The sequence below is a fragment of the Bradyrhizobium sp. UFLA05-109 genome (genome assembly GCF_054185165.1).
This window is the reverse complement of the sequence record NZ_JBBIAR010000014.1, coordinates 59,304-81,891: the sequence shown is the minus strand read 5'-3', so window position 1 is coordinate 81,891 and position 22,588 is coordinate 59,304. Positions and strand designations below refer to the sequence as shown.

Below are 22,588 nucleotides of genomic sequence, written 5' to 3'. Positions count from 1 at the left end.
CCAGGCCCGGAATCCATATCCCCGATCGGTGGCTATGGATTCCGGGCTCGCCGCTTCGCGGCGCCCCGGAATGACGAAAAAGTCCTACTGCAACACCTCAAAAAGTCCCGCTGCGCCCATGCCGCCGCCGACGCACATGGTGACGACCGCGTATTTGACCTTGCGGCGGCGGCCTTCGATCAGGGCGTGGCCGGTCAGCCGCGCGCCCGACATGCCGTAGGGATGGCCCACCGAGATCGCGCCGCCATCGACGTTGATCTTGTCGGGATCGATGCCGAGCTTGTCGCGGCAATAAAGCACCTGCACGGCAAACGCCTCGTTCAATTCCCAGAGACCGATGTCGTCGACCTTGAGTCCGTGGCGCTTGAGGAGCCGCGGCACGGCGAAGACCGGGCCGATGCCCATCTCGTCGGGCTCGCAGCCGGCCGAGACGAAACCGCGGAAGATGCCGAGCGGCTTCAGGTCGCGCTTGGCCGCTTCCTTGTCGCTCATGATCACGGTCGCGCTGGCGCCGTCCGAGAGCTGGCTGGCATTGCCGGCAGTGACGGTGAAACCTTCGCCGCGCACGGGCTTCAGACCGGCGAGGCCTTCGGCGGTGGTTTCAGGGCGCGGACCCTCGTCCTGCGACAGTGTCACATCCTTGAAGGAGACTTCGCCGGTCGCCTTGTCGGCCACGGCCATCTTGGTCGTGATAGGCGCGAGCTCGTCCTTGAACTTGCCGCCCTGCTGCGCGGCCGCCGTGCGGCGCTGGCTCTCCAGCGAATATTCGTCTTGGCGTTCGCGCGAGATGCCATAGCGCTTCGCCACGACCTCAGCCGTGTCGATCATGGGCATGTAGACTTCGCCCTTGATCTTCAGCAGCGCCGGATCCTGGGCATGGAAGCCGTTCATCTTGTCGTTCTGCACCAGCGAGATCGACTCGCCGCCACCGCCGACCGCGATCTCGACGCCGTCGAAGATCACCGAGCGCGCGGCAAGGGCAATCGCCTGCAGGCCCGAGGCGCATTGCCGGTCGATGGTGGTGCCGGCGACGGTAACCGGCAGGCCGGCACGCAGCAGCGCCTTGCGCGCGATGTTGCCGCCGGTCGCGCCCTGCTGAAGGGCCGCACCCATCACGACGTCCTCAACCTCCTTCGGATCGATCTTCGCACGCGCGACGGCCTCGCCGATGGCGTGGCCGAGCAGCGTCGCGCCCTCGGTGGCGTTGAGCGCGCCGCGATAGGCCTTGCCGATTGGCGTGCGGGCGGTGGAAACGATGACGGCGTCGGTCACGAGCGGACTCCTGTAGCGCTTTGTTGGGTGGATTGAGATGGTTTCTGCTGCTGGCGCAATTCGTGGCGCGACAGCTTGCCGACCGGCGTGCGCGGCAGCTCGTCGACGAACTCGATCGCCGCCGGCAATTCATGCTTGCCGACCTTGCCGGCAAGGAAGCTGCGGAGATCGTCGACCGAGAACGGCTTTGCATCCGGCTTGAGCTTGATGAAAGCTTTGGCCGCCTCGCCGCGATACTGATCGGGAATACCGATCACGATGACCTCGTGCACGCCCGGGTGCGTATAGATCGCCTGCTCGATCATCTGCGGATAGACGTTGAAGCCGCCGGAGATGATCATGTCCTTCTTGCGATCGACCAGGAAGAAATAGCCGTCCGCGTCGCGATAACCGATGTCGCCGGTGAGGAAGCGGCCATCGGCAAAGGACTCCGCGCTCTCCTTCGGCTTGTTCCAGTAGCCCTTGGTGACGTTCGGGCCCTTGATGCGGATCTCGCCGACTTCGCCCGGCGGCATCACCCTTGTCGGATCATCCAGCGACACGACGTCGAGCTCGATGCCGGGCAGCATCAGGCCGATTGATCCCGGCTTTTCCGGGCCGACGGGCGGATGCCCCGTGCCTGGCGAACAGGTCTCGGTCATGCCCCAGCCGCTCTTGAGCTTCTTGCCGACCTTGCGCTCGAAGAAGTTCGCGACCTCCACCGGCAGCGGCGCGCCACCTGAGCCAATCATGGCAAGCGAGGAGAAATCGCGCCTGTCGAGATCGGGGAGCGCCGCAATCGCGATCCACATCGTCGGGACGCCCGGAAAATAGGTCGCGCGCTTGACCTCGATGTCGCGCATGACCGCCTCGACATCGAAACGCTGATGGAGCGAGATCAGATTGCCGCGGCGAAGCGAGGACAACAGAACGACGGTCAGCGCGTAGATGTGGAACAGCGGCAGCACGCAGATCACGCGCTCGACGACGTTGCCGCGCGCGGCGCGGCTCGGCCTGCCCCAGACGTCGTAGATCGAGACGGCCGAGGTGAGATTGCCGTGCGTGAGCATGGCGCCTTTCGGCAGGCCCGTGGTGCCACCGGTATATTGCAGGAGTGCCACGTCATCGGCGTCGACGGCAGGCCATCGTGCCGGCTTGGGGGCGCCCTCGACGAAGCTCTTGAAGGTAATGATCCTCGGATCGGCGGGGATCGCGGCTTGCGGCGTGCCGACCTTGCCCCAATGATCGTCCTCACAGACGACCAGGCGGTCGATCAGGCCTTTTTCCAGAAACTTCAGCGCAGTCGGCAGCAGCGCTGCCAGGTTCGAGGTGACGAGCACCCGCGCGCCGGAATCGCTGACCTTGTGCGACAGCGCGATCTCGCCGTCGAGCGGCGACAGATGCGCGACGCGCGCGCCGGCTTTGAGTGCGCCGAAGAAATTGACGGGGTGATCGGGCGTGTTGCCGAGGAACAGCGCAACGGAAGAGCCCTTGCCGCAGCCGGCGCGCAGGAAGGCAGCGGCGGCCGCTTCCGCCATCGCTTCGAGCTCGCCGTAGCTGATCGGGCGATCGCGGAATTCGAGCGCAGCACGCGCGCCGAAGTCGGCGGCGGCTTTCGACAGCAGATCAGGCAACGTGCCCTGGGAAATCGCGTCGTCCCAATGCACGCCTTCGGGATAAAACTGTTCGCCGGGATGGGTCATGGGCGATCGATACTCTGCAAAGCGGCCGCAACAATGTCGCGTGAGGTGGGCACAAGCGGACGGGCTCCCTTCCCCCTTGTGGGGAAGGGTTGGGGAAGGGGGTAGCCACAAGTGCTGACCTCACCCGGGGCTACCCCCCTCCCTGCCCCTCCCCCGCAAGCGGGGAGGGAACGGAGAGAGCGCCCCCGGAACGACAGACGACTTGTGGTAAACCCCATCACGCCGCTTTCGACTCTGCCGCGAGCGAGGCGAAGGTCTTGCCTTCTGCTGCGAGCTTCTTCAGCAGCGGCGCGGGCTCGAGGCTCGGGTCGTTGGTCTCCTTGGCATAGACCGACAGGCGGTCGGCGATGTGCTTGAGGCCAACGGTGTCGGCCCAGTACATCGGGCCGCCACGATAGATCGGCCAGCCATAGCCGTAGAGCCAGACTACGTCGATATCCGACGGACGCGCGGCGATGCCTTCTTCGAGGATCTTCGCGCCCTCGTTGATCATCGGGTACATCATGCGCTCGAGGATCTCCTCGTCGCTGACGACGCGCTTCTTGCGACCGAGGCGCAGCAGCGTCTCGTCGATCAGCTTCTCGACCTCCGGATCGGGCAGCGGTGCGCGGGAGCCGGCCTCGTACTTGTAATAGCCCTTGCCGGTCTTCTGGCCGAAGCGGCCGGCTTCGCACAGCGCGTCCGCGATCTCCGACTTGATGCCGCGATCCTTCCGCGAGCGCCAGCCGATATCGAGCCCGGCGAGATCGCCCATCGCGAACGGCCCCATCGGCATGCCAAACTTCGTCACGACGGCGTCGACCTGCTGCGGCAGCGCGCCTTCGAACAGCAGTTTTTCCGCCTGCTTGCCGCGCTGCGCCAGCATGCGGTTGCCGACAAAGCCGTCGCAGACGCCGACCACGGCCGGCACCTTCGCGATCTTGCGCGCGATGGTGACTGCGGTCACCAGCGCATCGGGCGCGGTCTTGTCGGCGCGCACGATCTCGCACAGCTTCATGACGTTGGCCGGCGAGAAGAAGTGCATGCCCAAAACGTCCTGCGGACGCTTGGTGGACTTGGCGATCTCGTCGATGTTCAGATACGAGGTGTTGGAGGCGAGCACGGCGCCCGGCTTGACGTATTGATCGAGCTTGCCGAACACTTCCTTCTTGACCGCCATGGTCTCGAACACGGCTTCGATGACGAGATCGGCATTGCCGACATTCTCGATGCCGACGACGCCGTTGATCAGCGCCATGCGCTTGGCGGGCGCATCCGCCGGGATGCCGCCGCGCGCCGCGGTTGCTTCCCAGTTCTTCTGCATGATGCCCATACCGCGCTTGAGCTGCTCCTCGCCGGTCTCGATCAGGGTGACGGGAATGCCGGCATTGGCAAAGGACATCGCGATGCCGCCGCCCATGGTGCCGGCACCGAGGATGGCGACGCGCTCCACGGGACGCGATTTCGTGCCCTCGGGCACGCCCGCGATCTTGTTGGCCTCGCGCTCGGCGAAGAAGGCGTAACGCTGCGCCTTGGACTGGTCGCTGGTGAGGAGCTTGAGAAAGCCTTCGCGCTCCTTCTTCAGACCCTCGTCGAACGGCAGGTCGATGGCGTAGCCGACGGCGTCGGCAGCCGCGAATGGCGCTTCCAGGCCGCGCGACTTCTTGGTCATCGCGGCAACCGCATTGGTGAAGATCGAGCGGTCGGCCTTGGCCGCAGCGATCTTGCTGTCATCGTCGCGCAGGCGCCGCAAGGGGCGCTTCTCGGCGAGCAGTTTGCGGACGAAAGCTTCGCCGCCCGTAGCCGGCCCCTCGACGATCTCCTCGATCAGGCCGCTCTTCAGCGCCTCTGCCGCGCCGATCGGATCGCCACCGACGATCATCTTGACCGCGAGTTCCGGGCCGACCGCGCGCGGCAGGCGCTGGGTGCCGCCGGCGCCGGGCAGCAGGCCAAGCTTCACCTCGGGCAGGCCGAGCTTTGCTTCTTTCGTCGCCACGCGGAAATGACAGGAAAGTGCGACCTCGAGACCGCCACCGAGCGCGGTGCCGTGGATCGCAGCAACTACCGGCTTGGGCGAATTCTCGATCTCCGCGAGCACGTCATTGAGCGCGGGCGGCTTCGGCGGCTTGCCGAATTCGGTGATGTCGGCGCCGGCGATGAAGGTGCGGCCCGCGCAGGTCAGCACGATGCCCTTGATGGCGGGATCGGCAACCGCCTGCTTGACGCATTCCAGGATTCCGCCGCGGACGGCCGCACTGAGCGCGTTCACCGGAGGACTGTTGACCGTGACGACCCCGATCTCGTCATGACGCTCAAGCTTGACCACTTCGCTCACGGCATACCCTCCGGTTAAGGATTTACTTTTGTTTCGATTTCGCAGTGCGGAATTTAATTCCGCATCTTGACGGCAGGGTTATTTTGAAGCACGTGGCTTGTCAACGACTCCGCGCAAGAAGCAGATCAGGGATGACGAAGCGTACGGGAAAGAAACCAGCGACCGATCGGAACTTCGTCGTCGCGCTCTCCCGCGGGCTCGATGTATTGCGCGCATTCCAACCCAATGACGGGCTTCTCGGCAATCAGGAGATCGCGGCCCGCACGAATTTGCCCAAGCCAACCGTCTCGCGGCTGACCTATACGTTGACCAGGCTCGGTTATCTTACACCGGTTCCCCGCTTCGAAAAGTACCAGCTCGCACCCGCCGCTTTGGCGCTCGGTTATGCGGCGCTCGCCAATCTCGGCATTCGCCATCTGTCCGAGCCGTTTCGCGAGGAAATGATGCGCGCCACGGGCGGCGCCGTCGCGGTGGGCGGGCGCGACCGCCAGAGCATGATCTATTTCGGGCAGAGCCGAGGTAACGAGACCGTCGGCGTTCAACTTGACGTCGGCTCTCGCGTGCCGATTGCAACCAGCGCGATGGGCCGCGCCTATTTCTGGGCGCTGGGAGAAGAGGAACGCGCGTCGCTCTTGCGTGACTTGCGCGAACATTACGGCAGCCGCTGGCCGAAATTGCGCGACGGGTTGGAGCGTTCCGGCGAGATCGTCGCGAAATACGGCTTTGCGATTTCGGTCGGCGACTGGCACGACGACATCGGCGCCGCGGGCGTCGCGCTCAGGCTGAACGATGGAACCGGTCCCTACGCTTTCAATTGCGGCGCGCCCGCATTCCGCTTCACGGAAGAGCGTTTGATCACCGACATTGGACCACGTCTCTTGGCGATGGTAAGGAACATCGAAGCGGCGCTCGGGGGAATAGCGCCGCAATTCAAAAAAGAAGCCGGCAAGAAGCTGAAATCAGGAGGGAAAGTTGCACGTGTGGCCGAGGGGATCAGATAGCCGTCGTCGTTGCAGAGGGTGCATCGTGTCGCCCTCCGGCCCACTCAACGGTGTGGGCGAGACGAGATGACGCAGGTACAGCTCGCGCAGGGGAATTCTCCTCTGCTCGCGGTTCGCGACGTCAGCGTCGTGTTCGGCGGCATCGTCGCGCTCAACGGCGTGTCCTTCGACATGCACAAGGGGCAGATCCTCGGGCTGATCGGTCCCAACGGCGCCGGCAAGACCACGCTGTTCAATTGCCTCTCCCGGCTCTACCAGCCCTCGTCCGGCGACATCCTGATGGAAGGCGCGAGCATCCTGACGCGACCGCCGCACCGGATCGCCGAGATCGGCATCGGCCGCACCTTCCAGAACGTGGCGCTGTTCCCCAACCTGTCGGTGATGGACAATGTGCGCGTCGGTACCCATGCGCGCACCTCCAGCGACATCGTCAGTGACTCGCTTCGTCTCGCCTGGGTTCGCCGCAGCGAGTCCAGCGTCAACAAGAAGGTGCACGAGATCCTCGCTTATCTCGACCTCGAGGACGTCGCCCACACCATCGTCTCCGGCCTGCCCTTCGGCACGCAGAAGCGCGTCGAATTGGCGCGGGCGCTGGCGGCGGATCCCAAGATCCTGCTGCTCGACGAGCCGGCCGGCGGTCTCAACCATGAGGAGGTCTATGTGCTCGGCGACCTCATCCGCCGCATCCGCGACGATCGCCACATGACCGTGCTGCTGGTCGAGCACCACATGGGGCTGGTGATGTCGATCGCCGACCACGTCGTGGCGCTGAATTTCGGCAAGAAGCTCGCGGAAGGCACGCCCGCCCAGGTGCAGGCGGATCCCGACGTCATCAAGGCCTATCTCGGGAGCAAGGACCAATGACGATGCTGCTCAACGTCAAGGACCTGCGCGCCTATTACGGCCAGGTGCAGGCCCTTCACGGCCTGTCCTTTTCGCTCAACGAGGGCTCGCTGACGACGCTCCTGGGTGCCAACGGCGCCGGCAAGACCACCACGCTGCGCGCGATCTGCAACATGGTGCGCTCCACCGGCGCGATCGAGTTCGACGGCAAGCCGCTCGCCAGCCGCTCGACCGAAAACATCGTGCGCTTCGGCATCGCGCATGTGCCGCAGGGCCGCGGCACCTTCACCAACATGACGGTCGAGGAAAATCTTCAGCTCGGGGCCATCACCCGCAAGGACAATGCCGGCATCGTCTCCGACATCGAGCGCATGTATGCGCATTTCCCGGTCCTCAAGCAGCGGCATACCCAGCAGGCCGGCACGCTCTCGGGCGGCGAGCAGCAGATGCTCGCGGTTGCCCGCGCGCTGATGCTGCGGCCCCGCCTGATGCTGCTCGACGAGCCGTCCTTTGGACTCGCGCCGCTGATCGTGCGCGACCTCTTCAAGATCCTTGGCAAGATCAACCGCGAGGACAAGGTCACGATCCTGGTGGTCGAGCAGAACGCCCAGCTCGCGCTCGAACTCGCCGACCAGGCCTATGTGATCGAGACCGGCCGCATCGTGATGTCGGGCAATGCCAAGGACATCGCGAACAACGAGGACATCCGCAAATCCTATCTGGGTTACTGAGGGAGCCGGGACGATGGAGCTTTTCACCAACCAGGTCCTGGCCGGGATTGCGACCGGCGCGATCTATGCCTGCATGGCGCTCGCCGTGGTCATGATCTACCAGGCGATCGACCATCTCAACTTCGCGCAAGGCGAGATGGCGATGTTCTCAACCTTCATTTCCTGGCAGCTGATGCAATGGGGCGTGCCCTACTGGGGCGCGTTCGTCCTCACGCTGGTCTTCGCCTTTGTCGGCGGCATCGCGATCGAGCGCATCCTGTTCAAGCCGCTCGCCAAGGCGCCGATCCTGACCAACGTCGCCGGCTTCATCGCGCTGTTTTCGATCATCAACTCCTCGGCCGGCCTGATCTGGGACTTCACCATCAAGCAATATCCGACCCCGTTCGGCTCCTCGCCGTTCCTCGGCAGCCAACTCATCTCGACCCACCAGGCCGGCATGATCGGCGTGACCCTACTGCTGCTGATCGGCCTGTTCTTCTTTTTCCGGTACACGAGGATCGGCCTCGCCATGCGGGCGGCAGCCTCATTGCCTGAATCGGCCCGCCTCGTCGGCATCAACACGAGCTGGATGATCGCGCTCGGCTGGGGCATGGCCTCCGCTATCGGCGCCATTGCCGGCATGCTGATCGCCCCGGTGGTATTCCTCGAGCCCAATATGATGGTCGGCGTCCTGCTCTATGGCTTTGCAGCTGCAGTGCTCGGCGGCTTGTCAAGCCCGTTCGGCGCCGTCGTCGGCGGTTTCCTCATGGGTATCTTCGAGAACCTTGTCGGCACCTACGTCCCCGGCGTCGGCAATGAGCTGAAGCTCCCGATCGCCCTTGCGCTGATCATTTCCGTCCTGGTCGTCAAACCCGCTGGCCTGTTCGGCCGGCACATCGTCAAGCGAGTTTGATCATGAGCGCAGCAGAAGAAGTCGTTGCCGAAGGCCACGAGACGGTCGAGGCCGTTCCGAAGCGGGCCATGACGCTGAGCACGACCACCTCGCTGGTGGTGCTCGCAGCGCTCCTGATCGTTCCGCTGTTCGCCAAGAACTTCATCATCTTCCAGTTGACGATGCTCCTGATCTACGGGCTCGCTGTGCTGGCGCTGAACATTCTCACCGGCGGAAGCGGCCAGTTCTCGCTCGGCCAGAGTGCGTTCTATGCCGTCGGGGCCTACGTCACAGCGGTGCTGATGGAGCAGCTCAACGTCAACTATGCGCTGACGCTGCCGGTCGCCGGCGTGGTCTGTTTCGGCTTCGGCTTCCTGTTCGGCCAGCCGGCGCTGCGACTCTCCGGCGTCTATCTGGCGCTCGCGACGTTTGCGCTCGCCACCGCCATGCCGCAGCTTCTGAAGCTGAACTTCCTCGAGCACTGGACCGGCGGCGTCCAGGGTCTCGTCGTCACCAAGCCGGACGCCCCGTTCGGCCTGCCGATGGGCCAGGACATGTGGCTGTACTACTTCACGCTCCTCGTGACGCTCGCGATCTACGTTTTCTCGGTGAATCTCTTGCGTTCCCGCTCGGGCCGCGCCTTCATGGCGATCCGCGACAACGAGATCGCGGCCTCCTCGATGGGCGTCAACGTTGCGCTGTACAAGACGCTGGCCTTCGGTGTGTCCGCCGGCATCACCGGCGTCGCCGGCGGCCTCAGCGCCATCGCGGTGCAGTTCGTCGCGCCCGACAGCTACAACATCACGCTCGCGATCTCGCTGTTCCTCGGCATGGTCGTCGGCGGCGTCGGCTGGCTGCCCGGCTCGTTCGTCGGCGCGGCCTTCATCATCTTCGTGCCGAACATGGCGGAAAGCATCTCAAAAGGCCTTTCCGGCGCAGTGTTCGGCGTGCTCCTGTTCCTCGTCATCTTCCTGGTGCCGCATGGCGCAAGGCAGGTTGCGATCGTCAGCCAACAGTTGATTGGCAAACTCAAGAAGAACTGAAACGTCCAAAGGAGACTGAATTGCTGTTTGCAAGACTACTCGGAACCGCCGCGGTCGTAACGGCGGTCGCAACGATCACCTCCGGCGCAGCGCTCGCCCAAAAGAAATACGATACCGGCGCGACCGACACCGAGATCAAGATCGGCAACATCATGCCGTATAGTGGTCCGGCCTCCGCCTACGGCGTCATCGGCAAGACCGAAGAAGCCTATTTCAAGATGATCAACGAGAAGGGCGGCATCAACGGTCGCAAGGTCAACTTCGTCACTTATGACGACGCTTACTCGCCGCCGAAGGCGGTCGAGCAGGTCCGCAAGCTCGTCGAGAGCGACGAGGTGCTGGCCGTGTTCAACCCGCTCGGTACGCCCTCCAACACAGCGATCCAGAAATATCTCAACGCCAAGAAGATCCCGCAGCTGTTCGTCGCGACCGGCGCGACCAAGTGGAACGATCCGAAGAACTTCCCCTGGACCATGGGCTGGCAGCCCTCCTACCAGAGCGAAGCGCAGATCTACGCGAAGTGGTTGATGAAGGAGAAGCCGGACGCCAAGGTCGCGGTGCTCTACCAGAACGATGATTTCGGCAAGGACTACCTGAAGGGCACCAAGGACGGGTTCGGCGCCAAGGCGGCGTCCACCATCATCATGGAGGAAAGCTACGAGGTGTCCGAACCGTCGATCGACGGTCATATCGTCAAGATCAAGGCTGCCAATCCGGACGTGCTCGTGATCTACGCAACGCCGAAATTCGCTGCCCAGGCCATCAAGAAGGTGGCCGAGCTGTCCTGGAAGCCCCTCCAGATCGTCACCAACGTTTCGAGCTCGGTCGGTGGTGTGATGAAGCCGGCCGGCCTTGAAAACTCGCAGGACATCCTGTCTGCCACTTACGGCAAGGACGCCGGCGACCCGCAGTGGAACAATGACCCCGGCTTGAAGAAGTGGTCGGAGTTCGTCGACAAGTACATGCCTGGCACTGACAAGAACGACAGCTTCGTCGTCTATGGCTACGGTGCGGCGCAGACGCTCGCCAAGGTGCTGGAATTGTGCGGCGACGATCTCACCCGCGCAAACGTCATGAAGCAGGCGGCGAGCCTGAAGGACTTCGTTCCTGACACCTTGCTGCCCGGCATCAAGATCAACACCAGCGCGACCGATTTCGCCCCCATCAGCCAGCTCCAGATGCAGCGCTTCAAGGGTGAGAAATGGGAACTTTTCGGCGAGATCATCAGCGGCGACGTCGCTTCCGAGTGATACGCTGACGCAACAGCTTACCAGATGAGCCCCCGCGAGTTATCGCGGGGGCTTTTTGTTGACGGCCGACGCCAATCTTGTTCAATGCAGAGCCAATCCAACCGGGTGGGGGAGCAATGACTGCCGTCCGTCTTCAGTTCGCGGCCCTGTCGGTCGTATTCGTCTTGTGCGCCGCAGCGAACGGCCTTGCTCTGGCACAAAAGAAATATGACACCGGCGCTTCCGACACCGAGATCAGGATCGGCAACATCATGCCCTACAGCGGTCCGGCCTCCGCCTATGGCGTGATCGGCAAGACCGAGGAGGCCTATTTCAACAAGATCAATGCGGAAGGCGGCATCAACGGCCGCAAGATCAAGTTCATCTCCTACGATGACGCGTACTTGCCGCCGAAGACGCTCGAGCAGGCCCGCAAGCTCGTGGAGAGCGACGAAGTATTCCTGATCTTCGGATCGCTCGGCACCTCCACCAACAGCGCCATCCGCAAGTACATGAACGAGAAGAAGGTGCCGCAATTGTTCGTGGCAAGCGGCGCCTCCAAATGGAACGATCCGACGAACTACCCATGGACCATGGGCTGGCAGCCGAGCTACGCCAGCGAAGCACGCATCTACGCCAAATACATCATCAAGGAGAAGCCGGACGCCAAGATCGGCGTGCTCTACCAGAACGATGATTTCGGCAAGGATTATCTGAAGGGCCTGAAGGACGGCCTCGGGCCGAAGGCCTCGATGATCGTGATCGAGGACGGCTACGACACCTCCGAGCCCGCGATCGACGAGCGCATCGTGAAGCTGAAGGCCTCGGGTGCCGACGTCTTCATCAGCATCACCACGCCGAAATTCGCAGCCCAGGCGATCAAGAAGGCGGCCGAGATCAACTGGCATCCGATGCACATCATCTCCAACGTTTCAGCATCGGTCGGCGGCGTGATCGAGCCAGCCGGCTTCGAGGTGTCGCAGGGCATCCTCTCGGCGACCTATGTCAAGGATGGCTCGGATCCGCAGTGGAACGCTGATGACGGGATGAAGAGGTTCTACGATTTCCTGGCGCAGTTTGATCCCAAGGCGAACAGGGTCGATGCCGCCGTCGCGTTCGGCTACGGCGCGGCGCAGACGATGGTGAAGGTTCTTCAGATGTGCGGCGACGATCTCACGCGCGAGAATGTCATGAGGCAGGCTGCGAGCTTGAAGGATTTTGCGCCGGACACGCTGCTTCCCGGCATCACGATCAACACCGCGCCGGACAATTTCGCGCCGATCGCACAGCTCCAGATGATGCGCTTCAAGGGCAAGTCGTGGGCGGTGTTCGGCGACGTCATCTCCAGCGAGCTCGGCCATTAGGGCGCGGGGAAGCTGCGCAACCGGTAATCGGTAGCGACGGCTGCCGCAACTTCCAACAGCCTGGTTAACGCGTGCCGCTATCTCGCGACCGCAACCGGTTCGCTGACCTCCATCAGATGGATGACTACTAAAGGAGAAGGCCTTGCGACGCCGTCGCAGGGCCTTTTTCTTGATGCTGCAACGCAAATCGTATTCAATTGCAGGTGCGTCGCAAAGAAACCAACGACAAGAAGAAGGACGCACACACGCCAAGAAAATCAGGGAGATTGGAATGCCCGCTGTCACTGGCAAATTTGTTGCCGCGTCAGTCGCGCTTGCGCTGTTCGCGGCCTCGACCTCCACTGCATCAGCCCAGAAGAAATACGATACCGGTGCGACCGACACCGAGATCAAGATCGGCAACATCATGCCCTATAGCGGACCGGCCTCCGCCTACGGCATCATCGGCCGCACCGAAGCCACCTATTTCAAGAAGATCAACGATGAGGGCGGCATCAACGGTCGCAAGATCAACTTCATCTCCTATGACGACGCCTATTCGCCGCCGAAGACGGTGGAGCAGGCGCGCAAGCTTGTCGAGAGCGACGAGGTGCTCTTCATCTTCAACTCGCTCGGCACGCCGCCGAACTCGGCGATCCAGAAATACATGAACTCCAAGAAGGTGCCACAGCTCTTCGTCGCCACCGGCGCCACCAAGTGGAATGATCCGAAAGACTTCCCCTGGACCATGGGCTGGCAGCCCAACTACCAGAGCGAGACGCAGATCTACGCGAAGTGGCTCCTGAAGAACAAGCCGGACGCCAAGATTGCCGTGCTGTTCCAGAACGACGACTACGGCAAGGACTATCTCAAGGGCCTGAAGGACGGTCTCGGCGCGAAGGCGGCGAGCATGATCGTCGCGGAGGAGAGCTATGAGACCTCCGAGCCGACGATCGACAACCACATCGTGAGACTGAAGGCGACCGGCGCCGACGTCTTCATGAACATCACGACGCCGAAATTCGCCGCGCAAGCGATCAAGAAGAACGCCGAGATCGGCTGGAAGCCGCTGCACTTCCTCAACAACGTCTCCGCCTCCGTCGGCAGCGTGCTCAAGCCCGCCGGCTTCGAGAATTCGCAGGACATCATCTCCGCCGACTATCTGAAGGACGTGTCCGATCCGACGTGGGCCAACGATGCCGGCATGAAGGAATTCCTCGCCTTCATGACGAAGTATTTCCCCGACGGCGACAAACTCGATCACGGCACCATCACCGGCTACGGCGTAGCGCAGACCCTGGTGCAGGTGTTGAAGCAGTGCGGCGACGATCTCACGCGCGAGAACATCATGAAGCAGGCGGCGAACCTGAAGAACTTCCGCACCGAGGTGCTGCTGCCCGGCGTCCAGATCAACACCTCCCCGACCGACTTTGCGCCGATCAGCCAGCTCCAGCTCGAGAAGTTCAAGGGCGAGAAATGGGAGCTGTTCGGCGACGTGATCAGCGCCGACGTCGGAGGCTGACCACCGGCGGATTTGAGGTACGAGAACGCCCCTCGCGAGAGCCTCGCGGGGGGCTTTTCATGGCCTTTCGATGATCATCACGCGATCGCATAATCGAATGATGAGCAAGCCCGCTTACGCTTTGCGCGGCGATGCGCTAGGCAAGAGGCGGCGAACTCTGGCGAGGTCGCCGGCAACCGCCTCTCCTTGACGAAAGCATCGCCATGACCGACCGACGCCCCCTGCTCCGCGCCCTCTATGACGCCGCCGTCGCCGCCGCCCATCCCGACGTGGTGCTGGCGCCGCACCTGCGCCCCGCGCCAAGAGGCCGCGTGATCTGCCTCGCCGCCGGCAAAGGCGCGGGCGCCATGGCCGCGGCCGCCGAGCGGCATTATCTCGATACGCTCAAGCTCGATCCGGAACGATTGGTCGGCATCGCCACCACCCGCCACGGCTACGGCGTACCGACGCGGCGAATCCGCGTGGTCGAGGCCGGCCATCCCGTGCCGGACGAAGCCGGCCTGAAGGGCGCCGCCGACACGCTCGCGCTCGCAGGCGAGGCCGGTCCCGATGATCTGCTGCTGGTGCTGCTCACCGGTGGCGGCTCGGCCAACTGGATCGCGCCGGTGGACGGCATCAGCTTTGCGCAGAAGCAGGCGGTCAACAAGGCGCTGCTCCGCTCGGGCGCACCGATCGGCGAGATGAATGTCGTGCGCAAGCATCTGTCGCGCATCAAGGGCGGGCGGCTGACGCGCGCCGGCAAAAATGCCGCCGAGATCGTCACGCTCGCGATCTCCGACGTGCCGCATGACGACCCCTCCGCGATCGCCTCCGGCCCCACCGTGCCCGATCCGACCACGCTGGCTGACGCGCGCGCGATCGTCGCGAAATACAAGCTCGACATCGACGATGCCGTTCGCCGTGCGCTCGACGATCCCGCCAACGAAAGCTGCAAGCCCGGCGATGCCGCGTTTGCGCACGCACATTTCGAACTGATCGCGCGGCCCAAGCAGTCGCTCGACGCCGCAGTCAAGCTCGCGAAGGAGGCGGGCTATGAGGTGATCGATCTCGGCGCCGATCTCGAAGGCGAGGCGCGCGAGGTTGCCGCCGAGCATGCGAGGCTGGCCTTGACGGCGCGCGCCGCCGGCAAACGCACCGCCATCCTCTCCGGCGGCGAGCTCACGGTGACCGTGCGCGGCAACGGCCGCGGCGGCCCGAACCAGGAATACGCGCTGGCGCTCGCCAGCCTCCTGAAGGACACGCCCGACATCGCCGCGCTCGCCGGTGACACCGACGGCGCCGACGGCGGCGCGGGCAAGCCCACCGACCCCGCCGGCGCGATGATCGACGCGGCGACGTTTGCGAAGATGAACGCTCTGGCGCTGGAACCGCAGGCCTATCTCGACAACAACGACGCGACGGCGTTTCTTGCGGCCACGGGCGATCTGCTGCTGCCGGGGCCGACGCTGACGAACGTGAACGACATCAGGGTGATTTTGGTGGATTGAGAGACGGGCCTCTCCTCCGTCATGGCCGGGCTTGACCCGGCCATCCACGTGCCGCCGTGTATGTGGAGAGACGTGGATGCCCGGGTCAAGCCCGGGCATGACGACTGAGGGTATAGCGGCAGCTCACCCATTCCTGCCGACGTGCTCCAACAGCGCGAGCAGGCCCTTCAGCAAATCCGTTGGAGTCGGCGGGCAGCCCTTGATGTGCAGGTCCACCGGCACGACCTCGGATACGCCGCCGACGCAGGCGTAGCTGCCTTTGAAGATGCCGCCATCCGCGGCGCAGCCGCCCACGGCGACCACCCATTTCGGATCGGGCGTGGCGTTGTAGGTGCGCTCCAGCGCCTGCCTCATGTTCTTCGTCACCGGTCCCGTGACCAGCAGCACGTCGGCATGGCGCGGCGAGGCGACGAACCGCAGACCAAAACGTTCGATGTCGTAGAAGGCGTTGGAGAGCGCGTGGATCTCGAGCTCGCAGCCGTTGCAGGATCCGGCATCGACCTGGCGGATCGCGAGCGAGCGGCCAAGTCTTGCCTGCGCGGCCCGGTCGACCTTCGCCGCGAGTTCGGCTAGCGCCGTATCGTCGGGTGCCGGGGCGGGCTCGGTGAGAGAGCCGTGGGTGAGGCTTTCGAGCAGGGTCTTGCGCATGGCTCAGAGGTCCGCGCCCGAATAGGAACAGTTGAACGACTTGTTGCAGAGCGGGAAGTCGGCGATGATGTTGCCATCGATCGCAGTCTCCAGCAGCGGCCACTGGAACCACGAGGCATCGCGCAGGTGGCAGCGCTGCACACGCAGCTCGGTGTCCAGCCTGAGCCAGACCAGCACGTCGCCGCGAAACGCTTCCGTCACGGCCAGGCCTTCGCATTCACCGTGCGCAGCGCGCAGCACGCGCATGATCTCGCCCGGCGCCATCAGGTCCAGAATCTGCGTGATGAGCGCGACACTCTGCTCGACCTCGCGGACTCGGATCCAGACCCGCGCATTGACGTCGCCCGTCTCGAGCACTGGAACCTCGAACGACAAGCGATCGTAGGGTGCATAAGGAAGCATGCGCCGAGCATCGAAATCGCGACCCGAGGCGCGGCCGACAAAACCGCCGGCGCCGAACTGGCGCACATATTCCGCCTTCACGATGCCCGTTGTGACGGTGCGGTCCTGAAGTGAGGCCGTGTTGTCGTAGAGTTCGATCAGACGCGGGAACACCTTGTTGATTTCGGCAAGCACCGTGCGCAGTGCTGCGACGCCGTCCGGCGTGATGTCACGCACGACGCCACCGGGCACGATGACGTCCATCATCAGCCGATGACCGAAAGCGAGATCGGCGGCGCGCAAGCAGCGCTCACGCAAAATGCCGGTCTGCGCATGCATCAGCGCAAAGGAGGCGTCGTTGCAGATCGCTCCGATGTCGCCGAAATGATTGGCGAGCCGCTCCAACTCCGCCATCAGCGCCCGCAAATACGTCGCGCGCGGCGACGCCTCGATGTCGAGCGCCGCTTCGACGGCGCGCGCGAAGGCGAAGGCATAGGCGACCGCGCTGTCGCCGGAGGTTCGGTTGGCGAGCTTGGCCGCGCCCTCGAGGCTTGCGCCCTGCATCAGGGATTCGACGCCCTTGTGGGTATAGCCGAGCAATTGCTCCAGCCGCACCACGTGCTCGCCATTGGCCGTGAAGCGGAAGTGGCCCGGTTCGATGATGCCGGCATGGACGGGTCCGACCGCAACCTGGTGCAGCGCCTCGCCTTCTGCCGGCAGAAATTTATACGGGACCGCCTCGCGCGGCGCGTTGCGGCTGCCGAGCGGAAACGATTTGCCCCAAACGTAATGATCGAGCCACGGCCGCGTATCGTCCGCGCCGGTTGGCGTCAGCCCGAACAGGTCGTGGATGCTACGCTCCAGCCGCAGCGCAGGCGGGTGATGGCGAGCGACACTTGGAAAGTGACCCGCCGCACATTCGTAGGTGACGACCGCGATCTCGGCTACGCCTCCATCGAGCAGCGCCATGTGAACATCGGCCGGCTCGCCCCAAAAGCCAAGCAGGGTCAGGCGTCCGGCGACCAGTTGGTCGATCGCCGCCCGCCAGCCCGCTTCCGCCACGACGACACGCGGCCAGGGCCGGTGTGAAGGCACCGCGTGAACATGGGGGATGCTGTCGAGGATGCCCATCGCCTATCCCAGCAGCCTTGCAACGTTCGTGAAGCCGGTCACCAGGACCGGCGGCAGATAGATGCCAGCCATCGCGACCAGCGCCAGATGCGTGAACATCGGCACGTAGGAGGCTTCCGCCGGCGCGGTCTTGCCCCTGGGCTCGCCGAACATCACGACGCCGATTCGGAGGAGGAGCCCGCCGAGCGCGATGATGATGCCGAGCACCAGGATCGCGGTCAGCCATGGCGCGCGAGAAAAGGTCGAGCTGACGACCAGGAACTCGCTCATGAAGATGCCGAGCGGCGGCAGGCCGACGATGGCGATGACGCCGAGCATCAGGCCCCAGCCGAGCACCGGATTGGTCACCGTGAGCCCGCCGATATCGGCAATCTTCTGGGTACCCTTGACCTGCGCGACATGGCCGACCGCGAAGAAGATCGCGGATTTGGTCAGCGAGTGCATGGTCATGTGCAGAAGGCCGGCGAAATTCGCGAGCGGCCCGCCCATGCCGAAGGCAAAGACGATGATTCCCATGTGCTCGATCGAGGAATAGGCGAACATGCGCTTGATGTCGCGGCGGCGATACAGCATCAGCGCCGCGAAGATCACCGAGACCAGGCCCATGGTCACCATCAGCGGCCCCGGCGCGATCGCCGCCGAATTGACCGCGAGCATCATCTTGAAGCGCAGGAGCGCATAGAGCGCGACATTGAGCAGAAGGCCCGAGAGCACCGCGGAGATCGGCGTCGGACCTTCGGCATGGGCATCGGGCAGCCAGGCATGCAGCGGCGCCAGGCCGACCTTGGTGCCGTAGCCGAGCAGCAGAAAGACGAAGGCGACGTTGAGCAGCGCCGGATCGAACGCGGCGGCGTGCTGCACGAGCACGGTCCAGACCATGCCGTCGAGCCCCTCACCCACCGCCGGGCGCGCCGCCATGTAGACCAGGATGGTGCCGAACAGCGCCAGCGCAATGCCAACGCTGCCGAGGATGAAATATTTCCAGGCGGCCTCCAGCGCCTCATGAGTGCGGTAGATGCCGACCATCAGCACGGTCGTCAACGTCGCGATCTCGACCGCGACCCATATCAGGCCGATATTGTTGGCGACGAGCGCGAGGTTCATCGCGAACATCAGCGTCTGGTACATCGCGTGATAGAAGCGCAGGAAGGTTGGCGTCAGCCGCCCGGTCTCGATCTCGTGATGGATGTAGCTGGCGCTGAACACGGATGTCGTGAATCCGACGAATGTCGTCAGCACGATGAAGACCCTGTTGAGGTCATCGAGCAGCAGGTATTGCCCTGACGTCGGCTCGATCACGAACAGCGAGAGCGAGGTGAGGAAAGTTGCGAGCGATGCCACGACATTGAGCTTCGCCGTCAAGAGGTAGCCGGGCAGGATCGCAAGCAGCGCGGCCGAAACGGCCGGAATCAGCAGGATCGCACCGAGTGCGTCGATCGTCATCGTCGCTCTCCCCTGAAGCGGTCGAGCGCCTGCACGTCGACGCTGTCAAAGCGCTCGCGGATGCGGAACAGGAAGATGCCGATCACGATGAAGGCGATCAGGACCGAGAAGGCGACGCTGATCTCGACCACCAGCGGCATGCCCTTGGCGCCCGTCGCCGCCAGCACCAAGCCGTTCTCCAGCGACATGAAGCCGACCACCTGGCTGACCGCATTGCGCCTTGTGACCATGATCAAGAGCCCGAGCAGCACCACCGACAGCGCGAAGGCGAGGTCCTCGCGCGCGAGCGCATCTGCGCCAGGCGTGACCCGCAGCATCACCACCATCGACAGCGCGACGAGGCCGATGCCGGCCATCATGGTCAGCCCGATACCGATCACGTTCTCGATCTCGCGATGGATGCCGAGCCGCCGGATAATCCGATGCAGCGCCACCGGAATGATGATGGCCTTGAAAACGAGGGCGATCAGCGCGGTGACATAGAGATGCGGCGCGGCCTGGACGTAGGCCTGCCAGGCCACCGACAGCGCCAGTACGGTCGCATGCAGCGCATAGACGTTGAGCAGCGCATAGAGCCGGTCCTGGTAGAGCAGCATGAAGCTCGCCAGCACGAGCGAGCCGGCGAGCAGGTGGGCGATATCGAATTGCAGGCTGCTCATGTCTTACAGGCTCCCCGACACGAAGCGCAGCAAGGTCGCGAGCAGCGCCAGCATCAGCGCCGCGCCCAAAAACTCCGGAATACGAAACACGCGCATCTTGGCGATCGAGGTCTCGAACACGGCGAGCAGGAAGCCAAGGACTGCAAGCTTGCCGAGATACAGCAACGCGCCCAACGCCAGTGTCGCGACGCTCGCATCCCCGGCCGCCGTACCCCACGGCAGGAACACGCAGGCGATCAGCGAGACATAAAGCAGCAGCTTGAGCTGCGACGACAGGTCGACCAGCGCGAGATGCCGCCCCGAATATTCCAGCACCATGGCCTCGTGGACCATGGTGAGCTCGAGATGGGTCGCAGGATTGTCGACGGGAATGCGGGCGTTCTCCGCCAGCGCCACGACGGTCAGCGCGACGAACGCCATGCCAAGTGACACGCGCAGACCGACCGCATCCGAGCCCATGAACTCGGCGACGTTGGAAAGCTGGGTCGATCCGGCGATCATTGCGACGGAGAATACGGTGATCAGGATCGCGGGCTCGGCGAGCGAGGCGATCATCACCTCGCGGCTGGAGCCGATGCCACCGAAGGCAGTGCCGACATCCATGCCGGCAAGCGCCTGGAAGAAACGGGCGCTGCCGAGCAGCGCAATGATGGCGATGAGATCGGCGGTCCAGGAGAACAACAGGCCATTGCCGAAGGTCGGCACCAGGGAGGCCGCCACCCAGGTGCCCGCGAACATCAGATAGGGAATGACGCGGAACAGCCAGGAGGCGTTGTCCGCGAGCACGACATCCTTGCGCATCAGACGGACGAGATCGCGATAGGGCTGGAGCAGCGGCGGTCCGCGCCGGCGGAGCAGCCGCGCCTTCACCTTGCGCACGAAGCCGGTGAGCAGCGGCGCGAGCATCAGCACCAGCAGCATCTGCGCACCTTGCGAGATGACGTCGCGCAGCGCATTCATAGTGCCACCACCAGGAGCAGCCCGATCAGCGCCACGAAAACCAGCGTCAGATAGCGGCGGATGGTGAGGAACTGGAGAACGTTGATGTGCTCGGTGGCGAAGCCGATGCCCTTTGCGATCGGCGCGTAGAGGACCTCCCAGATCAGGTCATGCAACTGGACGGTGAGACGCGCGGGCGCCGGCGAGGACGGCGGCGGCATCTCGCCGATCTCGCGTGCTGCAAAGATCACGCTGCCGAATACGCGGCGGATCGGCTGTGAGAAGCTCGAGGCGGAGTACTGGATCAGCGGGCTGGGATCGGGATAGCCGCAATCCCACGCCGGAGCGCGGCGCAGGCGATCGGAGGCGAGCCGATGGATCGCCGACGCTGTGGCGGTGCCGCAGAGCGCGACGAACAGGAAGACCAGAAGGCCGTTATAGGAGCTGCGGCTCTCCGCGATCGGCACCACGGTCAGCCATTGCAGTCCGGTCTGATGCGGCATGGCGTTGCCGACCATGGCCTTGCTCACCGGCGCCAGGGCGTCGATGAAAAGGCCGGGCAGGATGCCGGCGACGAGACAGAGTGCTGCGAGCGCAAACATCGCGGCCAGCGAGAAGCGGTCGGTTTCATGCGCGTTCGCCGCGAGATCCGTGCGCGGCCGGCCGAGGAAGCTGATGCCATAGAGCTTGACGAAGCAGGCCGCGGCGAATGCGGCCGCCAGCGCCAGCAGCCCACCGACGGCGGGGATGGCGAGCTTCAGGCCCCAGGACGGCAGTTGCGGGGAGAGCAGGATCGCCTGGAAGGTCAGCCATTCCGAAACGAAGCCGTTGAACGGCGGCAGCGCCGAAATCGCGACGCAGCCGACCAGCATCGCGAAGGCCGTGCGGGGCATGCGATGGATCAGCCCGCCGAGCTTCTCCATGTCGCGCGCACCGGTTGCTTCCAGCACCGCGCCGGCGCCGAAGAACAGAAGACTCTTGAACAGCACATGATTGAAGACGTGCAGCATCGCCGCGGTGAAGGCGAGCGCCGCCACCCAGTCGAGCCCCTGCGCCTTGAAGGCGAGCGCGAGCCCAAGACCGGTGAAGATGATGCCGATGTTCTCGATGGTCGAATAGGCCAGCACGCGCTTGATGTCGCGCTGCATCAGCGCATAGAGCACGCCCAGCGTCGCGGTGGGGCCGCCGACGAGCAGCACCACCATGCTCCACCACCACTCAGGCTCCGGCAGCAGGTCGAAAACGACGCGGACAAAACCGTAGACGGCAACCTTGGTCATCACGCCGCTCATGAGTGCCGAGACGTGGCTGGGTGCGGCGGGATGGGCCAGCGGCAGCCAGGCGTGCAGCGGCACGAGGCCAGCCTTGGAGCCGGCGCCGAGCAGGACGAGGATCACCACCGTGCCGGCGAGCGCGGCCGACGGATGCGAGGCGCGGATCGCATCGAAATCGTAACCGGCACCATTGGCGAGCAGGCCGAAGGCGAGCAGCAGCACCAGCGTGCCGAAGCTCGCCATCAGGAGATAGACGTAGCCGGCGCGAACGTTGTCGGCCTCGCGATGATGCGCCACCACCAGCGCCCAGGAGGTCAGCGACATGAACTCCCACGCCACCAGAAAGCTGAAGGCGTCGTTCGCGAGCACCACGGTGTTCATGGCGGCGAGATAGGCCGGATAGAACGGCAGCACGCGGCCGCGAGATTCCTCATGAACGCCATAGCCGAGCGCGAACAGGCTCGCGGCTGCGCCACCAATGTTGATCACGACCAGGAAGAAAGCCGACAGCGCATCGAGACGGAAGTGAGCCCCCAGCCAGGGCAGGCCGATCGGAAGCGTAGCGCTCAACACGGGATGCGCAGGATCGAGCAAGTGAACGAGCGCGGTGGCGCAGAGCGCCGCCGTGATGACGAGGCAGACGCCATAGAGCACGATCGAACCGCGCGGACGCGTCGACAGCGCGATCCCGACCGGCGCCATCGCCAGCAGCAGTGCCACCGACCATAGCGCCACCGAGATCATCAGAGTTCCCGGGTTGCGAGTTGTGCGCGCG

The 22,588-nt window shown here is 64.2% G+C and carries 18 protein-coding genes; 9 read left to right on the top strand and 9 right to left on the bottom strand.

The features are described from left to right. Positions 1-84: 84 nt before the first annotated feature. From Q3C01_RS12815 to Q3C01_RS12805, 3 genes are all read right to left on the bottom strand, one after another. Positions 85-1,272 (bottom strand): acetyl-CoA C-acyltransferase, encoded by a 1,188-nt coding sequence (locus tag Q3C01_RS12815; protein ID WP_458145685.1) that lies wholly within the window; start codon positions 1,270-1,272, stop codon positions 85-87. Then, on the bottom strand, positions 1,269-2,954 hold the full coding sequence (pimA, locus tag Q3C01_RS12810) for a dicarboxylate--CoA ligase PimA (RefSeq protein ID WP_458145684.1): 1,686 nt from the start codon (positions 2,952-2,954) through the stop codon (positions 1,269-1,271). Before pimA ends, Q3C01_RS12815 begins: the two co-directional genes overlap by 4 nt. Before the next feature lie 217 nt (positions 2,955-3,171). Beyond that, entirely contained in the window at positions 3,172-5,268 is a 2,097-nt protein-coding gene (locus tag Q3C01_RS12805) for a 3-hydroxyacyl-CoA dehydrogenase NAD-binding domain-containing protein (protein WP_458145683.1), read from the bottom strand. Positions 5,269-5,399: 131 nt separating this feature from the next. Here Q3C01_RS12805 and Q3C01_RS12800 point away from each other — a divergent pair, with 131 nt between their 5' ends. From Q3C01_RS12800 to Q3C01_RS12760, 9 genes are all read left to right on the top strand, one after another. Continuing rightward, on the top strand, positions 5,400-6,269 hold the full coding sequence (locus tag Q3C01_RS12800) for an IclR family transcriptional regulator (protein WP_458145682.1): 870 nt from the start codon (positions 5,400-5,402) through the stop codon (positions 6,267-6,269). A 66-nt stretch (positions 6,270-6,335) separates the two neighbouring features. After that, positions 6,336-7,133 carry an ABC transporter ATP-binding protein gene (locus Q3C01_RS12795; protein ID WP_458145681.1) on the top strand — a complete coding sequence of 266 codons (798 nt, stop codon included), beginning with the start codon at positions 6,336-6,338 and terminating at the stop codon, positions 7,131-7,133. After that, positions 7,130-7,843, top strand: coding sequence for an ABC transporter ATP-binding protein (locus Q3C01_RS12790; protein WP_458145680.1), 714 nt, complete (start codon positions 7,130-7,132; stop codon positions 7,841-7,843). The genes Q3C01_RS12795 and Q3C01_RS12790 overlap by 4 nt, the downstream gene beginning before the upstream one ends. 13 nt (positions 7,844-7,856) lie before the next feature. Beyond that, a complete protein-coding gene (locus tag Q3C01_RS12785) occupies positions 7,857-8,735 on the top strand; it encodes a branched-chain amino acid ABC transporter permease (protein ID WP_458145679.1) in 879 nt (292 codons plus the stop codon). A gap of 2 nt (positions 8,736-8,737) precedes the next feature. After that, positions 8,738-9,757, top strand: a complete 1,020-nt coding sequence (locus Q3C01_RS12780; protein WP_458145678.1) for a branched-chain amino acid ABC transporter permease — start codon at positions 8,738-8,740, stop codon at positions 9,755-9,757. A 20-nt stretch (positions 9,758-9,777) separates the two neighbouring features. Beyond that, a complete protein-coding gene (locus Q3C01_RS12775; RefSeq protein ID WP_458145677.1) occupies positions 9,778-11,007 on the top strand; it encodes an ABC transporter substrate-binding protein in 1,230 nt (409 codons plus the stop codon). A 116-nt stretch (positions 11,008-11,123) separates the two neighbouring features. Then, complete coding sequence (locus Q3C01_RS12770) at positions 11,124-12,350, top strand: ABC transporter substrate-binding protein (RefSeq protein ID WP_458145676.1); 1,227 nt, start codon at positions 11,124-11,126, stop codon at positions 12,348-12,350. Positions 12,351-12,621: 271 nt separating this feature from the next. Further along, entirely contained in the window at positions 12,622-13,851 is a 1,230-nt protein-coding gene (locus Q3C01_RS12765; RefSeq protein ID WP_458145675.1) for an ABC transporter substrate-binding protein, read from the top strand. Between the two features lie 203 nt (positions 13,852-14,054). Then, positions 14,055-15,338, top strand: coding sequence for a glycerate kinase type-2 family protein (locus tag Q3C01_RS12760; protein WP_458145674.1), 1,284 nt, complete (start codon positions 14,055-14,057; stop codon positions 15,336-15,338). 123 nt (positions 15,339-15,461) lie between these two features. Here Q3C01_RS12760 and Q3C01_RS12755 read toward each other — a convergent pair whose 3' ends face one another. The 6 genes from Q3C01_RS12755 to hyfB are packed head-to-tail and all read right to left on the bottom strand — an operon-like array spanning position 15,462 to position 22,557. Further along, complete coding sequence (locus Q3C01_RS12755) at positions 15,462-15,986, bottom strand: NADH-quinone oxidoreductase subunit B family protein (protein ID WP_458145673.1); 525 nt, start codon at positions 15,984-15,986, stop codon at positions 15,462-15,464. A 3-nt stretch (positions 15,987-15,989) separates the two neighbouring features. Continuing rightward, positions 15,990-17,498 (bottom strand): hydrogenase large subunit, encoded by a 1,509-nt coding sequence (locus Q3C01_RS12750; protein ID WP_458145672.1) that lies wholly within the window; start codon positions 17,496-17,498, stop codon positions 15,990-15,992. Positions 17,499-17,501: 3 nt separating this feature from the next. Then, a complete protein-coding gene (locus tag Q3C01_RS12745) occupies positions 17,502-18,941 on the bottom strand; it encodes a hydrogenase 4 subunit F (RefSeq protein ID WP_458145671.1) in 1,440 nt (479 codons plus the stop codon). After that, positions 18,938-19,600, bottom strand: a complete 663-nt coding sequence (locus tag Q3C01_RS12740) for a hydrogenase-4 component E (protein WP_254102932.1) — start codon at positions 19,598-19,600, stop codon at positions 18,938-18,940. The genes Q3C01_RS12745 and Q3C01_RS12740 overlap by 4 nt, the downstream gene beginning before the upstream one ends. Positions 19,601-19,603: 3 nt before the next feature. Then, the gene (locus Q3C01_RS12735; RefSeq protein ID WP_458145670.1) at positions 19,604-20,560 is read right to left on the bottom strand and encodes a respiratory chain complex I subunit 1 family protein; all 957 of its coding nucleotides are present in this window, start codon (positions 20,558-20,560) and stop codon (positions 19,604-19,606) included. After that, complete coding sequence (gene hyfB, locus Q3C01_RS12730) at positions 20,557-22,557, bottom strand: hydrogenase 4 subunit B (RefSeq protein WP_458145669.1); 2,001 nt, start codon at positions 22,555-22,557, stop codon at positions 20,557-20,559. Before hyfB ends, Q3C01_RS12735 begins: the two co-directional genes overlap by 4 nt. Positions 22,558-22,588 lie beyond the last annotated feature (31 nt).

Excerpts from the sequence above, each read along its gene's own strand:
- Q3C01_RS12780 (WP_458145678.1), top strand. The coding sequence starts at position 8,738 with ATGAGCGCAGCAGAAGAAGTCGTTGCCGAAGGCCACGAGACGGTCGAG.
- pimA (WP_458145684.1), bottom strand. The coding sequence starts at position 2,954 with ATGACCCATCCCGGCGAACAGTTTTATCCCGAAGGCGTGCATTGGGAC.
- Q3C01_RS12760 (WP_458145674.1), top strand. The coding sequence starts at position 14,055 with ATGACCGACCGACGCCCCCTGCTCCGCGCCCTCTATGACGCCGCCGTC.
- Q3C01_RS12770 (WP_458145676.1), top strand. The coding sequence starts at position 11,124 with ATGACTGCCGTCCGTCTTCAGTTCGCGGCCCTGTCGGTCGTATTCGTC.
- Q3C01_RS12755 (WP_458145673.1), bottom strand. The coding sequence starts at position 15,986 with ATGCGCAAGACCCTGCTCGAAAGCCTCACCCACGGCTCTCTCACCGAG.
- Q3C01_RS12735 (WP_458145670.1), bottom strand. The coding sequence starts at position 20,560 with ATGAATGCGCTGCGCGACGTCATCTCGCAAGGTGCGCAGATGCTGCTG.
- Q3C01_RS12785 (WP_458145679.1), top strand. The coding sequence starts at position 7,857 with ATGGAGCTTTTCACCAACCAGGTCCTGGCCGGGATTGCGACCGGCGCG.
- hyfB (WP_458145669.1), bottom strand. The coding sequence starts at position 22,557 with ATGATCTCGGTGGCGCTATGGTCGGTGGCACTGCTGCTGGCGATGGCG.
- Q3C01_RS12790 (WP_458145680.1), top strand. The coding sequence starts at position 7,130 with ATGACGATGCTGCTCAACGTCAAGGACCTGCGCGCCTATTACGGCCAG.
- Q3C01_RS12795 (WP_458145681.1), top strand. The coding sequence starts at position 6,336 with ATGACGCAGGTACAGCTCGCGCAGGGGAATTCTCCTCTGCTCGCGGTT.
- Q3C01_RS12745 (WP_458145671.1), bottom strand. The coding sequence starts at position 18,941 with ATGACGATCGACGCACTCGGTGCGATCCTGCTGATTCCGGCCGTTTCG.
- Q3C01_RS12750 (WP_458145672.1), bottom strand. The coding sequence starts at position 17,498 with ATGGGCATCCTCGACAGCATCCCCCATGTTCACGCGGTGCCTTCACAC.
- Q3C01_RS12800 (WP_458145682.1), top strand. The coding sequence starts at position 5,400 with ATGACGAAGCGTACGGGAAAGAAACCAGCGACCGATCGGAACTTCGTC.
- Q3C01_RS12740 (WP_254102932.1), bottom strand. The coding sequence starts at position 19,600 with ATGAGCAGCCTGCAATTCGATATCGCCCACCTGCTCGCCGGCTCGCTC.
- Q3C01_RS12765 (WP_458145675.1), top strand. The coding sequence starts at position 12,622 with ATGCCCGCTGTCACTGGCAAATTTGTTGCCGCGTCAGTCGCGCTTGCG.